The 15,238-nt window shown below is 66.4% G+C and carries 11 protein-coding genes; 8 read left to right on the top strand and 3 right to left on the bottom strand.

What is annotated here, in order from left to right; all coding sequences use genetic code 11:
* The first annotated feature begins 218 nt into the window (after positions 1 to 218).
* The 3 genes from KLK06_RS35815 (at position 219) to KLK06_RS35805 (ending at position 2,705) form a co-directional block, all read left to right on the top strand.
* Positions 219 to 1,247 (top strand): GDP-mannose 4,6-dehydratase, encoded by a 1,029-nt coding sequence (locus KLK06_RS35815; protein WP_214640048.1) that lies wholly within the window; start codon positions 219 to 221, stop codon positions 1,245 to 1,247.
* Between the two features lie 77 nt (positions 1,248 to 1,324).
* On the top strand, positions 1,325 to 1,882 hold the full coding sequence (locus KLK06_RS35810; RefSeq protein ID WP_214640047.1) for a helix-turn-helix domain-containing protein: 558 nt from the start codon (positions 1,325 to 1,327) through the stop codon (positions 1,880 to 1,882).
* On the top strand, positions 1,875 to 2,705 hold the full coding sequence (locus KLK06_RS35805) for an SRPBCC family protein (RefSeq protein ID WP_250906532.1): 831 nt from the start codon (positions 1,875 to 1,877) through the stop codon (positions 2,703 to 2,705). Before KLK06_RS35810 ends, KLK06_RS35805 begins: the two co-directional genes overlap by 8 nt.
* On the opposite strand, the gene KLK06_RS35800 is transcribed toward KLK06_RS35805, so the two are convergent.
* Positions 2,702 to 3,166, bottom strand: a complete 465-nt coding sequence (locus KLK06_RS35800; RefSeq protein ID WP_214640046.1) for a MarR family winged helix-turn-helix transcriptional regulator — start codon at positions 3,164 to 3,166, stop codon at positions 2,702 to 2,704. The two genes, KLK06_RS35805 and KLK06_RS35800, sit on opposite strands and share 4 nt — an antisense overlap.
* Positions 3,167 to 3,242: 76 nt before the next feature.
* Here KLK06_RS35800 and KLK06_RS35795 point away from each other — a divergent pair, with 76 nt between their 5' ends.
* The 3 genes from KLK06_RS35795 (at position 3,243) to KLK06_RS35785 (ending at position 12,803) form a co-directional block, all read left to right on the top strand.
* On the top strand, positions 3,243 to 4,094 hold the full coding sequence (locus KLK06_RS35795; protein WP_214640045.1) for an LLM class flavin-dependent oxidoreductase: 852 nt from the start codon (positions 3,243 to 3,245) through the stop codon (positions 4,092 to 4,094).
* A 526-nt stretch (positions 4,095 to 4,620) separates the two neighbouring features.
* Complete coding sequence (locus KLK06_RS62590; protein ID WP_214640044.1) at positions 4,621 to 10,899, top strand: RHS repeat-associated core domain-containing protein; 6,279 nt, start codon at positions 4,621 to 4,623, stop codon at positions 10,897 to 10,899.
* A 500-nt stretch (positions 10,900 to 11,399) separates the two neighbouring features.
* The gene (locus KLK06_RS35785) at positions 11,400 to 12,803 is read left to right on the top strand and encodes a DUF6444 domain-containing protein (protein ID WP_214640043.1); all 1,404 of its coding nucleotides are present in this window, start codon (positions 11,400 to 11,402) and stop codon (positions 12,801 to 12,803) included.
* Positions 12,804 to 12,807: 4 nt separating this feature from the next.
* On the opposite strand, the gene KLK06_RS35780 is transcribed toward KLK06_RS35785, so the two are convergent.
* Complete coding sequence (locus KLK06_RS35780; protein ID WP_308168598.1) at positions 12,808 to 13,446, bottom strand: methyltransferase domain-containing protein; 639 nt, start codon at positions 13,444 to 13,446, stop codon at positions 12,808 to 12,810.
* A gap of 278 nt (positions 13,447 to 13,724) precedes the next feature.
* On the opposite strand from KLK06_RS35780, the gene KLK06_RS35775 reads away from it, so the two are divergent.
* Positions 13,725 to 13,991 carry a S1 family peptidase gene (locus KLK06_RS35775; protein ID WP_214640041.1) on the top strand — a complete coding sequence of 89 codons (267 nt, stop codon included), beginning with the start codon at positions 13,725 to 13,727 and terminating at the stop codon, positions 13,989 to 13,991.
* A 25-nt stretch (positions 13,992 to 14,016) separates the two neighbouring features.
* Positions 14,017 to 14,463 (top strand): hypothetical protein, encoded by a 447-nt coding sequence (locus KLK06_RS35770; protein WP_214640040.1) that lies wholly within the window; start codon positions 14,017 to 14,019, stop codon positions 14,461 to 14,463.
* A gap of 62 nt (positions 14,464 to 14,525) precedes the next feature.
* Here KLK06_RS35770 and KLK06_RS35765 read toward each other — a convergent pair whose 3' ends face one another.
* On the bottom strand, positions 14,526 to 15,221 hold the full coding sequence (locus KLK06_RS35765) for a GbsR/MarR family transcriptional regulator (protein ID WP_250906531.1): 696 nt from the start codon (positions 15,219 to 15,221) through the stop codon (positions 14,526 to 14,528).
* Positions 15,222 to 15,238 lie beyond the last annotated feature (17 nt).

Below are 15,238 nucleotides of genomic sequence, written 5' to 3'. Positions count from 1 at the left end.
GCGTGTACCGTGAAGATGACCTTAGTCCGAGAAGGCTACCATTCGGTAGGTCATCTGGAATTGTTCACAACTGCCGCCAAAGGCCGTGCGAACTGCGATGTTGGCATGACCGAGCGTGGTTCGGTGGAACGTGTTCTAGGAGTCTTGGGCGCTGTATCGAGGCGCTTAGCTGTACATTCCCGTCCAAACGGACGCGGTCGTGATAGTGGGAGGACCCCTTGGCCAGGCGCGCTCTGATCACCGGCATCACCGGCCAGGACGGTTCCTATTTGGCGGAGTACCTGCTCGGTCAGGGGTACGAGGTGTGGGGGCTGGCTCGCGGCCAGGCGAACCCGCGCGTGTCGCGGATGCGCAAGCTGCTGACCGAGGTCCAGGTGGTCCGCGGCGACCTGCTCGACCAGGGGTCGCTGATCTCGGCGGTGGAACGGGTTCAGCCCGACGAGGTCTACAACCTGGGCGCCATCTCGTTCGTGCCCATGTCGTGGGAGCAGGCGGAGCTCACGGCCGAGGTGACGGGAATGGGCGTGCTGCGCATGCTGGAGGCCATCCGGGTGTGTTCGGGCGTGTCGCGTGGCGGCGCCGCCTCCGGCTCCGGCCAGATGCGCTTTTATCAGGCTTCGTCCTCGGAGATGTTCGGCCAGGTCAGCGAGACGCCCCAGACGGAGCGCACCGCCTTCCACCCGCGCTCGCCGTACGGCGTGGCCAAGGCGTACGGGCACTTCCTCACGCAGAACTACCGCGAGTCCTACGGCATGTACGCGGTCTCCGGCATCCTGTTCAACCACGAGTCGCCCCGGCGTGGCGCCGAGTTCGTCACCCGCAAGGTCTCGCTCGGCGTGGCGCGCATCAAGCTCGGCCTCGACAATGAGCTCCGGCTCGGCAACCTGGAGGCCCGGCGGGACTGGGGTTTCGCGGGCGACTACGTACGGGCCATGCACCTGATGCTCCAGGCCGGCACGCCCGAGGACTACGTGATCGGCACCGGGCGCATGAAGTCGGTCCGCGAGCTGGTCGAGGCCGCCTTCACGGCGGCCTCCCTGGACTGGGAGCAGTACGTCGTCACCGACCAGGCCCTGCATCGGCCCGCGGAGGTCGACCTGCTGTGCGCCGACCCGAAGAAGGCCCGGGTGCAGCTCGGCTGGGAGCCGACGATGCCGTTCGACGAACTGGTGGCGACGATGGTCGAGTCCGACCTCCGCCTGCTGTCGAACGGCGGCGACCCCGACCAGGACAGTTCCTGGCCCTGATAGACCCCGATCGCCGGTGCTCCTTCGAGCATGCCCTATTGACAAAATACTGTTTTACGTAAAGGATGATTTTTGCGATGAAAGATGTCCTGTACCTGGAACAGATCGAGCAGGCCGAGGCGCTGCTCAAGCCGCAGCGCGTCGAGGTGCTGCGGCAACTGGCCGAGCCGGGCACCTGCACCGAGGTGGCGGCCCGGCTCGGCCAGACGCCACAGCGCGTCTACTACCACGTCAAACGGCTGGTGGAGGCGGGCTTGGTCGACCTGGTGTCGGAGCGGAAGGTGCGCGGTGTCCATGAGGGCATCTACCAGGCGGGCGCGCGTTCGTACTGGCTGTCACCCCGCCTGGTCGGCCGGATCGGCCTGCGCAAGGCGCAGGACGAGCTGAGCCTGGGTTACCTGCTGGACCTGATGGAAGAGGTTCAGGCGGACATCGCGGGGCTCGACAGGACCGCGACGGAGCTGCCGTCGATCGGACTGTCGGGGGAGATCCACGTGCGCCCAGAGGACCGTCAGGAGTTCCTGCACGAGCTGCAGGGGATGCTGCAAGACCTGTTCACGAGGTACGGCGGAGCGGAAGGTGACGCCTTCAAGCTCGCCGTCGCCTGCTACCCCAAGGGAGACGAACATGAGTGAGCCGATGACCGTCCGCGCCCGTGTCCAGGCACCGGTGAAGGAGGTCCACCACGCGCTGACCGACGCCGCGACGATGCGGCTCTGGCTGGCCGAGCACGCCGAGGTGGACCTGCCGGACCGCTACGCGTTCTGGGGGCGCCACACCCCCGAGGGCGACGCGCCGCACCAGCGCCCGCTGCACGTCGACGACCACACGGTGCGGTTCTCCTGGTTGCTGGACGGCGTGGACACCACGGTCGAGTTCGGCCTGGAGGAGGACAGTCCCGAGACGACCATCGTGTCGGTGTCGCAGACCCACTTCGACTTCCAGGAGGCGCTCAGCGAGACGACGATCCGCGGGGTGATCCAGACGTACTGGTGCCTCATGCTGGCGAACCTGGCCGAGCACCTCGAGGGCCGCCCGCTTACCCCGAAGGCCGACTTCACCTCCTCCGACCTGCGGGCGGAGGTGCTCATCGCCGCTTCCGCGGAGAAGGTCTTCGACTCGCTGATCGACTCGGAGTCGGTGACCGCCTGGTTCGGGTTCCCCATCGAGATCGAGCCACGGGTCGGCGGCCGCTATGCCATGGGCGGGCTGGCGAACAACCCCGACCCGGCGAAGATCGTCGAGCTGGAGCCGGGGCGCAGGCTGTCCGTCGACTGGGGCGGCGTCGGGATCGGCACCTGGGAGCTGGCGGAGTCCGGCGGCAAGACGCGGCTGACGTTGGTGCAGAGCGGCTTCGACCGGTCGCCGTACGCGGGCTGGTGCGGCATCCTGTCCGGGCTCTCCGAGCTGCGCCGCTTCCACGAGGTGGCCGACTGGAGCCCCATCTGGGTGTCCTAGCCGTCCTCCTCCGCCAGGTGGGTCAGCACGGTCTCCGCGACGGACCCCATGACCTCGATCTGCTCCGGAGTCAGCAGGCCGATGAAGTGGCGGCGTACCGACTCCACATGATCGGGGGCCGCCGCCTCGATGGCCCGCAGCCCCTGCTCGGTCAGCACGATCACGGCGCCGCGGCCGTCCGTCTCGCATTCTTCCCGGGTCACCAGGCCGCGCTGCTCCATCCGTGAGATGTGCCGCGACAGCCGGCTCTTCGACCACAGCATCCGCTCGGCCAGCTTGGTGAGCCGCCACCGATGCCCCTCGGTCGACGACAAGGACGACAGTACGTCGTAGTCGGGGGCCGACAGCCCCGAATCCCGCAGCAGATCACGGCTCACCCGGGCGTCCAGGAGCAGCCGCATCCGGCGGTAGCCGAGCCAGGCCCGGAACTCGGCGTCATCCAACCAGCGTGGGTCACCCATGCCGCCCAGATTAGTTGACGTGTAACCAACTTTGGATTTAGGTTCCATGTAAACCAAATCTGGGAGGCGGGCGCACATGTTCGGTGTGGGTATCTCGGCTTCGGCGGCTCCGGGCGCCGATCCGGTCGGGGACGCGCGGTTGGCCGAGGAGTTGGGGTTCGACTTCGTGTCGACGTCCGACCATCCGTGTGGCACGTCGCCGACGTACGAGATCTGGACGCTGTTGACCTGGATCGCCGCCGCCACCTCGCGGATCCGCGTCGCCACGCGGGTCCTCGGGGTGCCGTACCGGCCGCCGGCGATGGTGGCCAAGATGGCGGAGTCCCTGCACCGGCTCTCCGGGGGGCGGCTGATTTTGGGCCTTGGTGGCGGCTATTCGGATGAGGAGTTCCGGGCCTTCGGGCTGGGTGTGCCGACGCCGAGGGAGAAGGTCGACGGCATGGTGGAGGCGATCCACATCATCCGCGGGCTGTGGTCGTCGCCGTCGTTCAGCTACCAGGGCAATCGCTATCACACGTTGGACGCCGCGCTTTCGCCCAAGCCCGTCAGCCCGATCCCCATCTGGCTGGGCACGTACGGCAACCGGGCGCTGGCGGCCACGGGGGAGCTGGCGGACGGGTGGATCCCGTCGCTGGGGTTCGCGCCGCCTGCGGTGGCGGGGGAGATGCGTGCGCGGGTGCTGGCGTCGGCTGGTCGGGTGGGGCGGGAGGTGGAGTGTGTGTACAACGTGTCGGTTTTGGTTGGTGGGAGCTCGGACTCGCCTTCGACGGTGGCGGGGTCGGCTGAGGAGGTGGTGGAGGGGTTGATGAGGTTGATGCGGCTGGGGTTCACCTCGTTGAACCTGATGCCTGTGGGGGCGGACTTCCGTGGGCAGATGGAACGGCTGGCCACCGACGTCCTTCCCGTGTTGCGGGCGTTCTCTTCATAGGCCGGATTTTGGTGCACCGTTTCCGACTTCTGGACGATGACGCTCCTCCTGTACTCGGCGCACGGCCAAAAGGCACTCTCCCGCGCACGTCGTTCTATTGCGCTACTCCGCCCTGAGGGCGGCGATATCCGATCGCGTATTTCTGACGCCGCAGTTCTCGGATGGCTTGCAGGGAAAACACCTACGGTCGGCGCCGCCAGTACATTCAAGAACCTTGGCCTTCCTTCGCAGCGCTCGCGCTCCGTAGGAAGTTGCGCACCCATAGGCGTTACCATGTCATCGGTGATCAATCCCCCGGTAGGGGTCATGGCAAACATGACTCGAGGCTCGGCATGAATCGCCGCCGTCTACGGCCATCTGCCATGGGGTGACCTCGTACTCGGCATATCTCATTCCGAAACGGTTTGGCCGATGATCGTGGAATATTGCTCTCCGTAAGGCATTCGCGACAAATTGGCCCCTATCGCATCTTTGCCTGCTGATCTAGCATCCGACTGTCTTTCTGATCTTTACTTTCGGAGGTCGGGTGCACATCCCCCACAAGGTTGGCCTTGCCATGCCCAAAACAGGGCGGGTAAGATCCCGAGTAGTCCTCACCACAGGCTTGGTAACCGCGCTGCTCTTGACAACCGGCCATGCAGCTGAAGCCGCCATCCCAATATCCGCAACTCCCACCCATGCCTTCACGCCCGCCAAAGTGCAGCCGGTCGCCCAACGCCCTGATCGCGTCTCGGCCGCCCTGTCGGCCCGGCTGCAAGGCGGCCGAGTTCTGGTGTCCGGAGAGACGACCGAGTCGACGCTCACATATGTCAATCCGGATGGCACGGTCACGCTGGAGGCGTCCGGTGGGCCGGTCCGGGTCAAGCAGGGCGATGCGTGGACGCCGATCGATACCACGCTGGTGGCGGTCGACGGGGTGCTGCGGCCGAAGGCGTCGCTGGCGAAGGCGACCTTCTCTGCTGGTGGCGCGGACAAGCCGCTGGCCAAGCTGGAACGTTCCGATAGCGAGTTCTACGCTCTGACCTGGCCCACCCCGCTGCCCGCACCGAAGGTGGAAGGCAACAAGGCCACCTATCCCGATGCTGCCGGTCCCGGCGCCGATCTGGTCGTCACCGCCCTGCCGAGCGGCTTCGGCCACGACATCGTGCTGCGCGAGCGGCCCACCGGCTCGGTGGAGTACAAGATTCCCATCGAGGTCAAGGGGCTCACGCTCGCCGAGGCCAAGCAGGGCGGGCTCAAGCTCACCGATGGCAAGGGCAAGACGGTGGCCGCCGCTCCGCAGCCGGTCATGTACGGGGCCACCCCCGAAAACGCGCAGTCCGGCCGGGCAGCATCCGACACCAGGCAGGCGGCGCCGACAGGCGCCATCGACACCCAGGTGATCGAGCAGGACGGCCGCCCGATGTTGGTGCTGCGGCCGGATACGAAATTCCTGGCCGATCCCGCCACCACCTATCCGGTAACGGTGGATCCAGTCAGCTCGCTGACCACGCTCGGCGATGTCACCGTGGTCTCGCCCAACGGGCAGTCGGGCAGCACCACGATCTCGGTCGGCAACAGTGACTCCAGCAACCAGCGTAACTTCATGCGCACCATGCTGGCCTTCAACACCTCCGCCATCGCCGGCAAGTCGGTCACCGACGCACGGCTGGAGCTGCAAAGCGGCGGCAGTTTCGACTGGGGCTGCTTGACCGGGCAGAGCGTCAAGGCGCAACGCATCACCTCGACCTGGGACCCCCGCACCACCTACTGGAGCAACCAGCCGACCACCACCACCGAAGACGAAAAGCCCGCCACCGAGCCGGGCAAGTGCACCAGCAACTCCGCCATCCCCGCTGGCACCTGGACCTGGCCGGTCACCGACATGGCCAAGGACTGGGCAAGCGGCGCCCCCGGCAACGGCATCGCCCTGCGCCTGGTGACCGAAGACCCCACCCCGTACAAGGACCAGTACGAGCGCTCCTGGCAGGCCGAAGAATCGGCGGGCAGCGGCGGCACCCCGGCCAAACTGATCATCACCTACGGTTCCACCCCCTCGGTTGAGCAGCTGCGCGCCGCGCCGATCGTGGCCAACGAAGGCATCGTCTACACCTCCTCCACCACCCCGACCCTGTTCACCGGGGTCAAGGACCCCGACGGCGGCCTGCTGCGGGCGGAGTTCGAGGTGGAGAAGGACCCGGCCTCCGGCAGCACAGGCCAGCTGTGGGCCGGGGCCGTGGATGGGATCACTGCGGGAGACAACGCGAAGATCGCCGTGCCCGCGGGCAAGCTGACCGACGGATCGAAGGTCCGCTGGCACGCTCGCGCGTTCGACGGCATCGACTATTCGGCGTGGTCGTCATGGCAACTGCTGACCATCGACGCCACCGCACCGGCCGCTCCCACCACCTGGTGCCCGGAATACGACAACGACACCTGGACCGCCCGGCGCCGCCCCCTCGGCGATCCCACCGAGTGCGACCTGTCCAGCACCTCTGACGATCGGCGCGCATTCCGCTGGGGACTGGACGACCCGGCCACCCCCAATGAGGCGCCGCTCAAGGACGGCACGATCTACTACCCCAACGGCCGCCCCATCAAGATCGACCCCACCGACGGCTGGCACACCCTGTACGTGCGCACCGTCGACGTGGCCTCCAACACCTCCACTCTGACCGGCTACAGCTTCGGCATCGGCGCCGGCGGCCTGGTCAAATCCGCAGTAGGCGACCGCACCCAGCGATGGCTGGCGCTGATCACCGCCGCCGCACCGGACCGCACCCAGGCCCGCTACGAGTATCGCAAGGCCGGATCAAGCGCCTCCTTCACCGTCATCCCGACCACCGATGTCACCGTGCCAGGCTCCGGCCAGCCGATCGCCGCCTGGCCACAAACCCGCACCGACACCAGCAAGAACTTCCCCGAACTGGCCTGGGACCTGGCCAAAACCCTGCGCGACGCCCAGATCGCCGACGGCGCGATAGAGGTCCGGGCATGCCTGCCCGCAAGTGCCGGCGAGACCTGCGCCGAACCGGTCAAGACCACCCTCGACCAGTCCGCCTTCGGCGGCTCCTACGCCACCACCGACGTCGGCCCCGGCACGGTGGCACTGCAAAGCGGCGACTACTCCATCACCGCAACCGATGCCGACCTGTTCGGCATCACCGTGGCTCGCACCCACGCCTCGCTGACCCCCGGTCCTGACCGCCTCGACGAACAACTGGCCGAGAACAAAGTGTTCGGGCCTGGCTGGCGAGCCGGCTTCCCCTCAGCCCCATCGGATATCGCCGACTTCGTCCCGACCAGCGCCGGAGAGTCGGGCTCGCTGCAACTGGTCGGAGCCGACGGCACCACGCTGTCCTACGTCAAGAACGGAACCGGCTTCTCCGGGGTCGGGGACACCGCCGACGGCTCCATCGTCACCGCCACCAGCGAAGAGCTGACCGTCACCACACCCGCCGGGTCCAAAACCACCTACACCAAGGCCAACAACACCTGGGTGGTCTCCCGCACCCAAACCGCGGCCGCCGAGTCTACGGTCACCTACCTGCGCGATACCCAGGGCCGCATCACCCGCATCCTCGCCCCAACACCGACCGGGCTCACCTGCGGGCCGACCCTGGTCGCGGGCTGCCGGGCCCTCGAGCTGTCCTACGCCCCCACCACCACCGCCACGGGCGTGGCCTCCGGCTGGGGTGACTTCAAGGACCAAGTCAAGAGCGTGTCCCTCACCGCCTTCGACCCCGACTCGAACGCGATGAAGACCACGGTGCTCGCCTCATACGCCTACGACACGACCGGCCACCTACGCCAGGTCACCGACCCGCGCACCACCCTGGCCACCATCTACTACTACAACGGAGAGGGCCGCGCCTCTCAGCTCACCCCACCCGGCCTGGCTCCCTGGCGGTTCGAGTACGACGCCAAGGGACGCCTGGCCAACGTGCAACGAGAGGGCGGTGACATCGACCCCACCCAAGCCGTCGCCTACGACGTGCCGATCGGCGGGACCGGTGCACCCATTGACCTGACCGCTGCCCAGACCGCCAAGTGGGGTCAGGCGACCGATCTGCCCATCGTAGGCACCGCGACCTTCCCCGCTTCACACGTGCCGGCGCGCGGGTCTGATGGCTCCTACAATCCTGCGGCAGCGGATTGGGAGTACGCCGACATCACCCACACCGACGTCAACGGCCGCGCTGTCAACAACACCTCCTATGGCGCCGGTGCCTGGCAAATCGGCACTGCCCGCTACGACGACAAGGGCAACACGGTGTGGAAGCTGACGCCGGGTAACCGCGCCCAGGCGCTCACGCCCAGCGCGGACACCGACCCGTACGTGGCAGCCCGAAGGGACTCGGCCGAGCGGGCCAACCTGCTGGCCACGATCAGCACCTACAATTCCGATAGCGACCCGCTGACGGTGGACGCCCCGGCGCTGCAGGCGCAGCTCGCGGACGGCACGCTGGTGTCCGCACGCCGCCACACCTCCACTGTCTATGATGAAGGCAAGCCATCCAACGCCATCAACTATCACCTGGCCACCACGACCAAGGTGGAACCGGTCGTACTGGATGGCACCGCATCACCAGCCACGGCCGACACTAAGACTACCAAAACGGGATACGACCCGATCAAGTCAGGTGACGCCTCCGGCTGGGACCTGCGTCAGCCCACCAACTCGGTGACCGTCATGTCTGGAGCGACGGACATCGTCAGGAAGGCCCGTTACGACGCGTCGGGTCGTGAGATCGAACGACGTCAACCCGCCTCCAACGGCAGCGACGCCGGAACCACTGCCACCACCTACTTCACCGCTGGCGCACACCCCAGCTTGGCGGCATGTGGGAACAAGCCGCAATGGGCGGGGTTGGCCTGCCAGCGGGCGCCGCTCAGCCAGCCGACCGGCAAGCCGCTGCCGGTAACGCTCGTGACCTACGGCTACTACGGCGGGCCGACCAGCAGCGTGGATACGGCGGGGTCGACAGTGCGCACCACCACCTCGACCTACGACGTGGCGGGTCGCCCCTTCAAGAGCAAGATCATCGCAAGTCCGGCCGCGGACGGGGGCACACCGTTGCCTGAGACCACCGTCAGCTATGACCCAGCCACCGGACTGCGCGCCAGCCTGACCGATGGGACCAACACGCTGACCAATACCTACGACAGCTTCGGTAGGCGCGCCTCGACCAAGGACGCTGACGGCAACACCACCACCGTCAGCTACACCATCGACGGACAGTTGGCTTCGCTCAGTGACGCCAAGGGGAACACCACCTACACATACGACGGCACCGACGCCGCCGGACGCACCGAACGCCGAGGCCTCCCCACCGCGATTACCTCCGGCAAAACCGGCACGTTCACCGCGGCCTATACCGCCGACGGACAGCTGGCCGTCCAGACCTACCCAAACAGCCTGACCGCAACCAGCAACTACGACAACGCTGGCTTCCAAACCGGCCTGTCCTATGCCAAGGCGGGCACACCCTGGCTGGTCTTCCACAACGTCAGCGACGTTACCGGCCGGGTCGTCCAATCCGGCGACACCCGAGGCGCCGGCCAGCGCTACAGCTACGACGCTGCCGGGCGGCTGGTCAAGACCACTGACATCGACTCGGGTACTTGCACCACCCGCCAGTACACCCTCGACCCCAACAGCAACCGCACCAACCTGGACACCTTTCCGGCCGACGCCAGTGGCGCATGCTCCACCAGCACAAGCCCGGTCACCAAGGCCAGCACCTTCGACGGCGCCGACCGCATCACCAACAGTGGATACGCCTACGACGCGCTCGGCCGTACCACCACCGTCCCCGCGGCTGACGTGGCTGGCGGCGCCAACCTGACCGTCACCTACCACGTCAACGACATGGCCGCCTCACTCACGCAGAACAGCACTACCAAGACCTACGGCCTCGACCCGGCCAGCCGAGTCCGCACCATCACCACGACCACGCAGGGCGGATCCCCCGGAACCATCGTCAACCACTACGCCGACGACAGCGACAATCCGTCGTGGATCGCCGAAGCGGACGGCTCCTGGACACGGAACATCACTGGGTTCGACGGGATAGCCGCGATGGAACGCAGCGACGGCACCTCCCAGGTGAAACTGACCAACCTGCACGGCGACATCATTGCCAGCTGCGACAACACATCGAACGGAGCGATCACCGCCTACTACGACACCACCGAATACGGAGAGCATCGGCCCGGAAGTGATGACCCAGGCCGCTACGGCTGGCTCGGAAGCCACCAACGCTCCACCGGCGACGGTACCGGCGGCATCATCTTGATGGGTTCCCGCCTCTACAACCCGGCCACCGGACGGTTCCTCCAGGTCGACCCGATCCCCGGCGGAAGCGATAATCCCTATGAATACGCCGCACAGGATCCCATCAATAATGTGGACCTAGCCGGAACCAAGAAGAAGAAAAAGGTTCCAACACTCACGGCGTCCGACGTAAGAGTCAAATTCATTGGAGGCAGCTTCTATATCAGGCTATCGCCACGTGCCGTACGGGCTATCGCTCAAGCCGGTGTATGGGGTACCGCAGGCATGATCGCCGAAGCCGCGTGCACGAAAGTGAAAAGCTCATATGGGAAACTGGGCTGTCTCGGAGCAGTAGGGGCCGTCGCAGGCTACGTGTCCTCCATCGTCTCTGACGAGTACCAACCAGGTGCATCGCTCGTCTTTAAGGTTACCGGGAGGCTTGTCCGTAACCCAACTGTCAGTGTGGGTATGCCGTCTCAACCGTGGATCCTCGTGTGGGACGTATCCCATTCCTGGAGTTCTACACGATCTACCAATGTGGTGTGGTGATTGCAGCTTGCTCTAGCCGCTAGGGCAAGCCGCCACTAAGCCATCTTGCCCCTCGTGGCGCGCGGGACCCCATTGCTGTGGGTCCCGCGCGCTGCGAGACACAGGAATGCGGGATTATGCCTAGGCATTGTTGTCCCAGTCCAACGGTTAAGAAAATTTTGCACTACTAAAGACTCCCGGAAAGGTTTTAATGAAGCGAGTAGCTAAAAGAGGTTCGATCTGGCTCTTCTTTGCCTTCGGTCTCACCTTTGCCGTGATGCGTAGTGATCCAAGTCCAACCGTTTTGGTAATTGCGCTTGCCGTATACGCATTAATCGTACTCTTGGTAGAGCTGGCAATATTCTTGGTGAATAGCCTGCGAGATCGGCCCCCAATGGAGTAAGCGTGATTTCGGCCCGTGGCAGTAGACATTCAGCCTGTGCGCGGTAAGTGATGGGCGTTCTGGTCTCGTCACAGGGTGTGCTTTTGATCATTTGGGTCGGGCGGGGTGGGATCGTTGGATGTCTGGCCTGGCGGAGTTGTCGCGGGAGAAGCTGATCGCTCTCGCGCGTGCTCTGGCCGGGCGGGTTATCGCGCTGGAGAAGGAGAACGGCGAACTGCGTGAGCGGGTCGCGCGGTTGGAGCGGTTGATCTCGCGCAACAGCGGAAACTCGGGGATGCCGTCGTCCGGGGATGATCTGCCCGGCAAGCCGCAGCCGAAGGCCAAGCCCGCCAAGACGAAGGGCGGTGCGAAGCGTCGCCCGGGCAAGCCATCCGGCATGCCGGTCACCTATCTTGCCTGGTCAGAGTATCCAGACGGCCGTGTCGAGTATTTCCTTCCGGCATGTGCGGCTGTGGTCGAGTGGTTGTCCACAGGCGGTTGTCTATCTGTACACAGCCGCTGCGGACAGGTGTCCGACCATCCACAGAACCCGATTCTGCGCCGAAAATCGCCCGGGTTCTCACCCATCCTGGACAGCGTGAACCAACCCCTCCCGGAATCCTCCCCGTCGGCCAGGCCCTCCCCGCTGCCCTCTCTGGCGGAACGCACGCGGCGCGTCACAAGGTCGGTCCCGCAGGCGGTCGCGTGCCGCCGGACGGCCGCCCATATCTGGGGCCTGCACGTACTGAGCGTCGACACCACCGAAGACGACTGGCCGGTAGAACTCATCGCCCCCGGCCACTTGGCGATCCCCGGCTGCGTCACCCACGTGACCACCCTCCCTGCCGAAGACATCACGGAGCACAAAGGCGTCCGCCTCACCACCCAGGAGCGCACGGCCCTCGACTGCGTCCGCTGGCTTCCCCGTCTGGAGGCTGTGGCCGCCGTGGACCAGTTCCTCCGTCGCGGAGTGGACCTGGAGGCCCTCTGGCACCAGTCCACCTCGTGGCACCTACGCGACACACTCAGCCTCGCCGACCGGGGCGCCGGCTCACCCCGGGAAAGCTGGCTACGCGTGATCCTCGTGGACGGCGGCCTCCCCAGACCCACCACCCAGATCCGCGTACCCCTGGCGGACGACCGCGTCGCCTACCTCGACCTCGGCTGGCCGGAGTTCCAGGTGGCGGTCGAATACGACGGTCAGCAACACCACACGTCGTCCGCCGACCAACTCCACGACGAGCGACGCCGCGCGGAGCTACGTAGCCTCGGCTGGCGGATCATCGCTGTCCGCCGAGACGTGTTCCCCGGCCAGATCGCCGACCTCCTTCACCAGGTGGCGGACACCCTCATCCAGCAGGGCTGGCAACCAGGCACCCGTCAGACGACCCGCATCCTCGCCCGCATCAGAGCCGCCCGCCGTCGCCGACGGTTACTCGGTATGGGCGGGGCCTGCCTGTCCACGGATGGCCACCTGGAGCGTGACATCTCGACCACGCATGCCCCAATGGCGGAGTTCCCGCCACTCGGGTGTCCGGCCTGAGACGCTAGCGCGCTTGGTCGCCGTCACCGACGGCCCGCACCACCCGGGGACGGCGGGATACATAGACCACGGCGGGCGGCAGGTTGCGCCAGACCGTCATGGTCGTCACGACCTCTTCGAACTCTGTCCGCAGGCCACCGAGCAGCCGGCGCGCCGGAGCGGCCCAGCGCGTCCAGTTGTAGGCGAACTGCGTGTAGACCCCGGCGGGGGAGAGTACGCGGGCGACGGACTCGATCAGAGGAGGCCGGCCGGCGTAGGCGACCCAGGGCAGCCCGCTGACCACGACGTCCACCGGTCCGACGCGGAGCTCGGCGAGCAGGTCGGGCAGGCGCACGGCGTCCTCGCACACCACCTCGACCGACGGGTACGCCCGCGCGATCTCCGCGGCGAACCTGCCGTTGAGTTCCACCACGATGTGCCTGCCACGGCCGCCCAGCCGTTGTTGGATGGCAGAGGTGAAGGCGCCCGTCCCCGCGCCGAGTTCGACCACCACCGGCTCGCCGCGCTCCGGGATACCCACCACCATTTGTGCCGCCAGCCGCGCCGAACTCGGCAGCACCGAAGCCGTCTGCATGGGCGACCTGATGAATTCCCGCAGGATTCGACCGCTGCCGAGATTGTGGTGCTCCTGCTCGGTCGTCACAGTCCTTCTCCCCGAGTCCGCCGCTCCGCCGTGCCGCTCCGATCCTGGCGTACGTGTGGCGGTGCGACATGGCGCGTACATGGCTCAGAGGTGAACACGAAGGCTGGAAACTGCCTGACCCGAATGCAGCACGGAGGAATGCTGGTTGAGACCGGGTCGGTATGGCGCCCACACCAGCTGTCCGGGCTTGAATCCGCGGACTTGCCTGGCGCGTACTCCTCGCGATCCGGCCGCCTGTGGCCTTGTGGGCTGGAGGCGGCATCACCCGAGGAGGTCCGATGCGACGCCATCAACGATTACCCGCTGTTCACGTCCCCGACTTCTCGCACTACAACGGGGAACGCCGCGTGACCTACGAACATCAGGTCATCGTCGAAGGGCCGTCGGAGATGAGCGCCAAGGGAGACAGCGGCGGCCCTTGGTACTTCGGCAATACCGCGTACGGCATCCACCACGGTGGCGCGCTCAATCCGCCACACAATTGGGGGATGTTCACCCCCGTCCATTTCCTGCGCGCCCTCGGCGCGTTTGTCTATCAGCGTTAGCTCCCCACCCGGAGCGGGAGGCGAGATGAAGGGCGCGCTTGGCTTGTGCCTCGTCGTCTTGGCCGCCACAGGCTGCGGCGGCGTGGATCAGAGCACGTTCGTGGGTGCGGACCCGCGGGTCATCGTCGATGCCGAAAGAGACATCAGCCTGGAGATGAACATCCCGGGTGTCCTCGGCTACGACGCCAAGAGCAAGTGCCTGCACATGACCTTGACCGGCGGGCATGGGCAGGTTGTCGCCCCCGTGTGGCCCGCAGGAAGCAAGCCGGTGATCGAGCACGGCAAACATGGCGTCGCCGTCCCTGGTGCGGGTTCGATCCTCGAAGGCGACCGGGTGTACGGCGACGCCTACGTCGCCCGAACCACCGACGCCTTCGATCACCTCAGCTTGCCGGTCGACTGTGTGCCGCCCAATCGCGCGTTCGTCTTCATCACACTCGATCAGTCCCCCGCAGAGCCGGCACGGACGTAGGACGCGATCGCCACCACACCAGGACCATGTTGTGGCCCAGCACGCCGCAGTCAGACCTCACTTCACCGACTCGGGCGTTGCATGGAGAGGGCCTGTCGCCAATGCTCGGCCGCCTGGCCCATGTCGTGGCCGAGGAGTTCGAAGAACTGGCTGGTGGTGCGGAGCCGGTCGCCGGTGGGTGTGTCGGTGCCGAAGATTTCCACGCCGTGTCGGGCGGTGTCGGCCCATATCGCTATCGACCTGGCACTGGCCGCCCAGGTGTGGTACCAGACGTCGACGTCGACGAAGTACCGCATCCGGCGCGCCTCGCGCTCCCGGGCGACCATCCCTCTCTGCTCGAGCCACTTGATGGCATGGGAGATCGTCGCCGGACTGACGTGGAGTTGCTGGACGAGTTCCGTGGCGGTCAAGCTGCCGCCCTCGCTGAGGAACAGCGCGGCGAACACCCTGGCGGTCATGGGTGCCATCCCGCCCACGACCATCATGGCGACGAACTGTTCTTCGAACTCCCGGGCCGTATGGACGTCACGGTTGTCGGTGGTGTGCGGAACGTCGGCGTGGGGGGCGCGCTTGCGGCGGCGGGCGCGCCAGCTCGTCGCGTGCTGCGCGCGGGCCGCCCGGTAGCCGTGCGGGCCGCCGTTCCTGGCGATCTCGCGGGTGACGGTGGACGTGGACCGTCCCAGCCGACGGGCGATCTCCGCGTACGTCAAACCGGCCGCCAGCCCTTCGGCGATGCGGCGACGATCCTCGGCGGTCAACCGCTCTCCTGGCATGG

It is taken from the genome of Nonomuraea sp. NEAU-A123, from assembly GCF_018603905.1.
Taxonomy (GTDB): domain Bacteria; phylum Actinomycetota; class Actinomycetes; order Streptosporangiales; family Streptosporangiaceae; genus Nonomuraea.
This window is presented reverse-complemented; position numbering and strand designations above follow the sequence as displayed.

Bases quoted from the DNA above. Each gene is read 5' to 3' on its own strand.
- KLK06_RS35785 (WP_214640043.1), top strand. From the start codon at position 11,400: ATGTCTGGCCTGGCGGAGTTGTCGCGGGAGAAGCTGATCGCTCTCGCG.
- KLK06_RS35770 (WP_214640040.1), top strand. From the start codon at position 14,017: ATGAAGGGCGCGCTTGGCTTGTGCCTCGTCGTCTTGGCCGCCACAGGC.
- KLK06_RS35805 (WP_250906532.1), top strand. From the start codon at position 1,875: ATGAGTGAGCCGATGACCGTCCGCGCCCGTGTCCAGGCACCGGTGAAG.
- KLK06_RS35775 (WP_214640041.1), top strand. From the start codon at position 13,725: ATGCGACGCCATCAACGATTACCCGCTGTTCACGTCCCCGACTTCTCG.
- KLK06_RS35795 (WP_214640045.1), top strand. From the start codon at position 3,243: ATGTTCGGTGTGGGTATCTCGGCTTCGGCGGCTCCGGGCGCCGATCCG.
- KLK06_RS35810 (WP_214640047.1), top strand. From the start codon at position 1,325: ATGAAAGATGTCCTGTACCTGGAACAGATCGAGCAGGCCGAGGCGCTG.
- KLK06_RS35800 (WP_214640046.1), bottom strand. From the start codon at position 3,166: ATGGGTGACCCACGCTGGTTGGATGACGCCGAGTTCCGGGCCTGGCTC.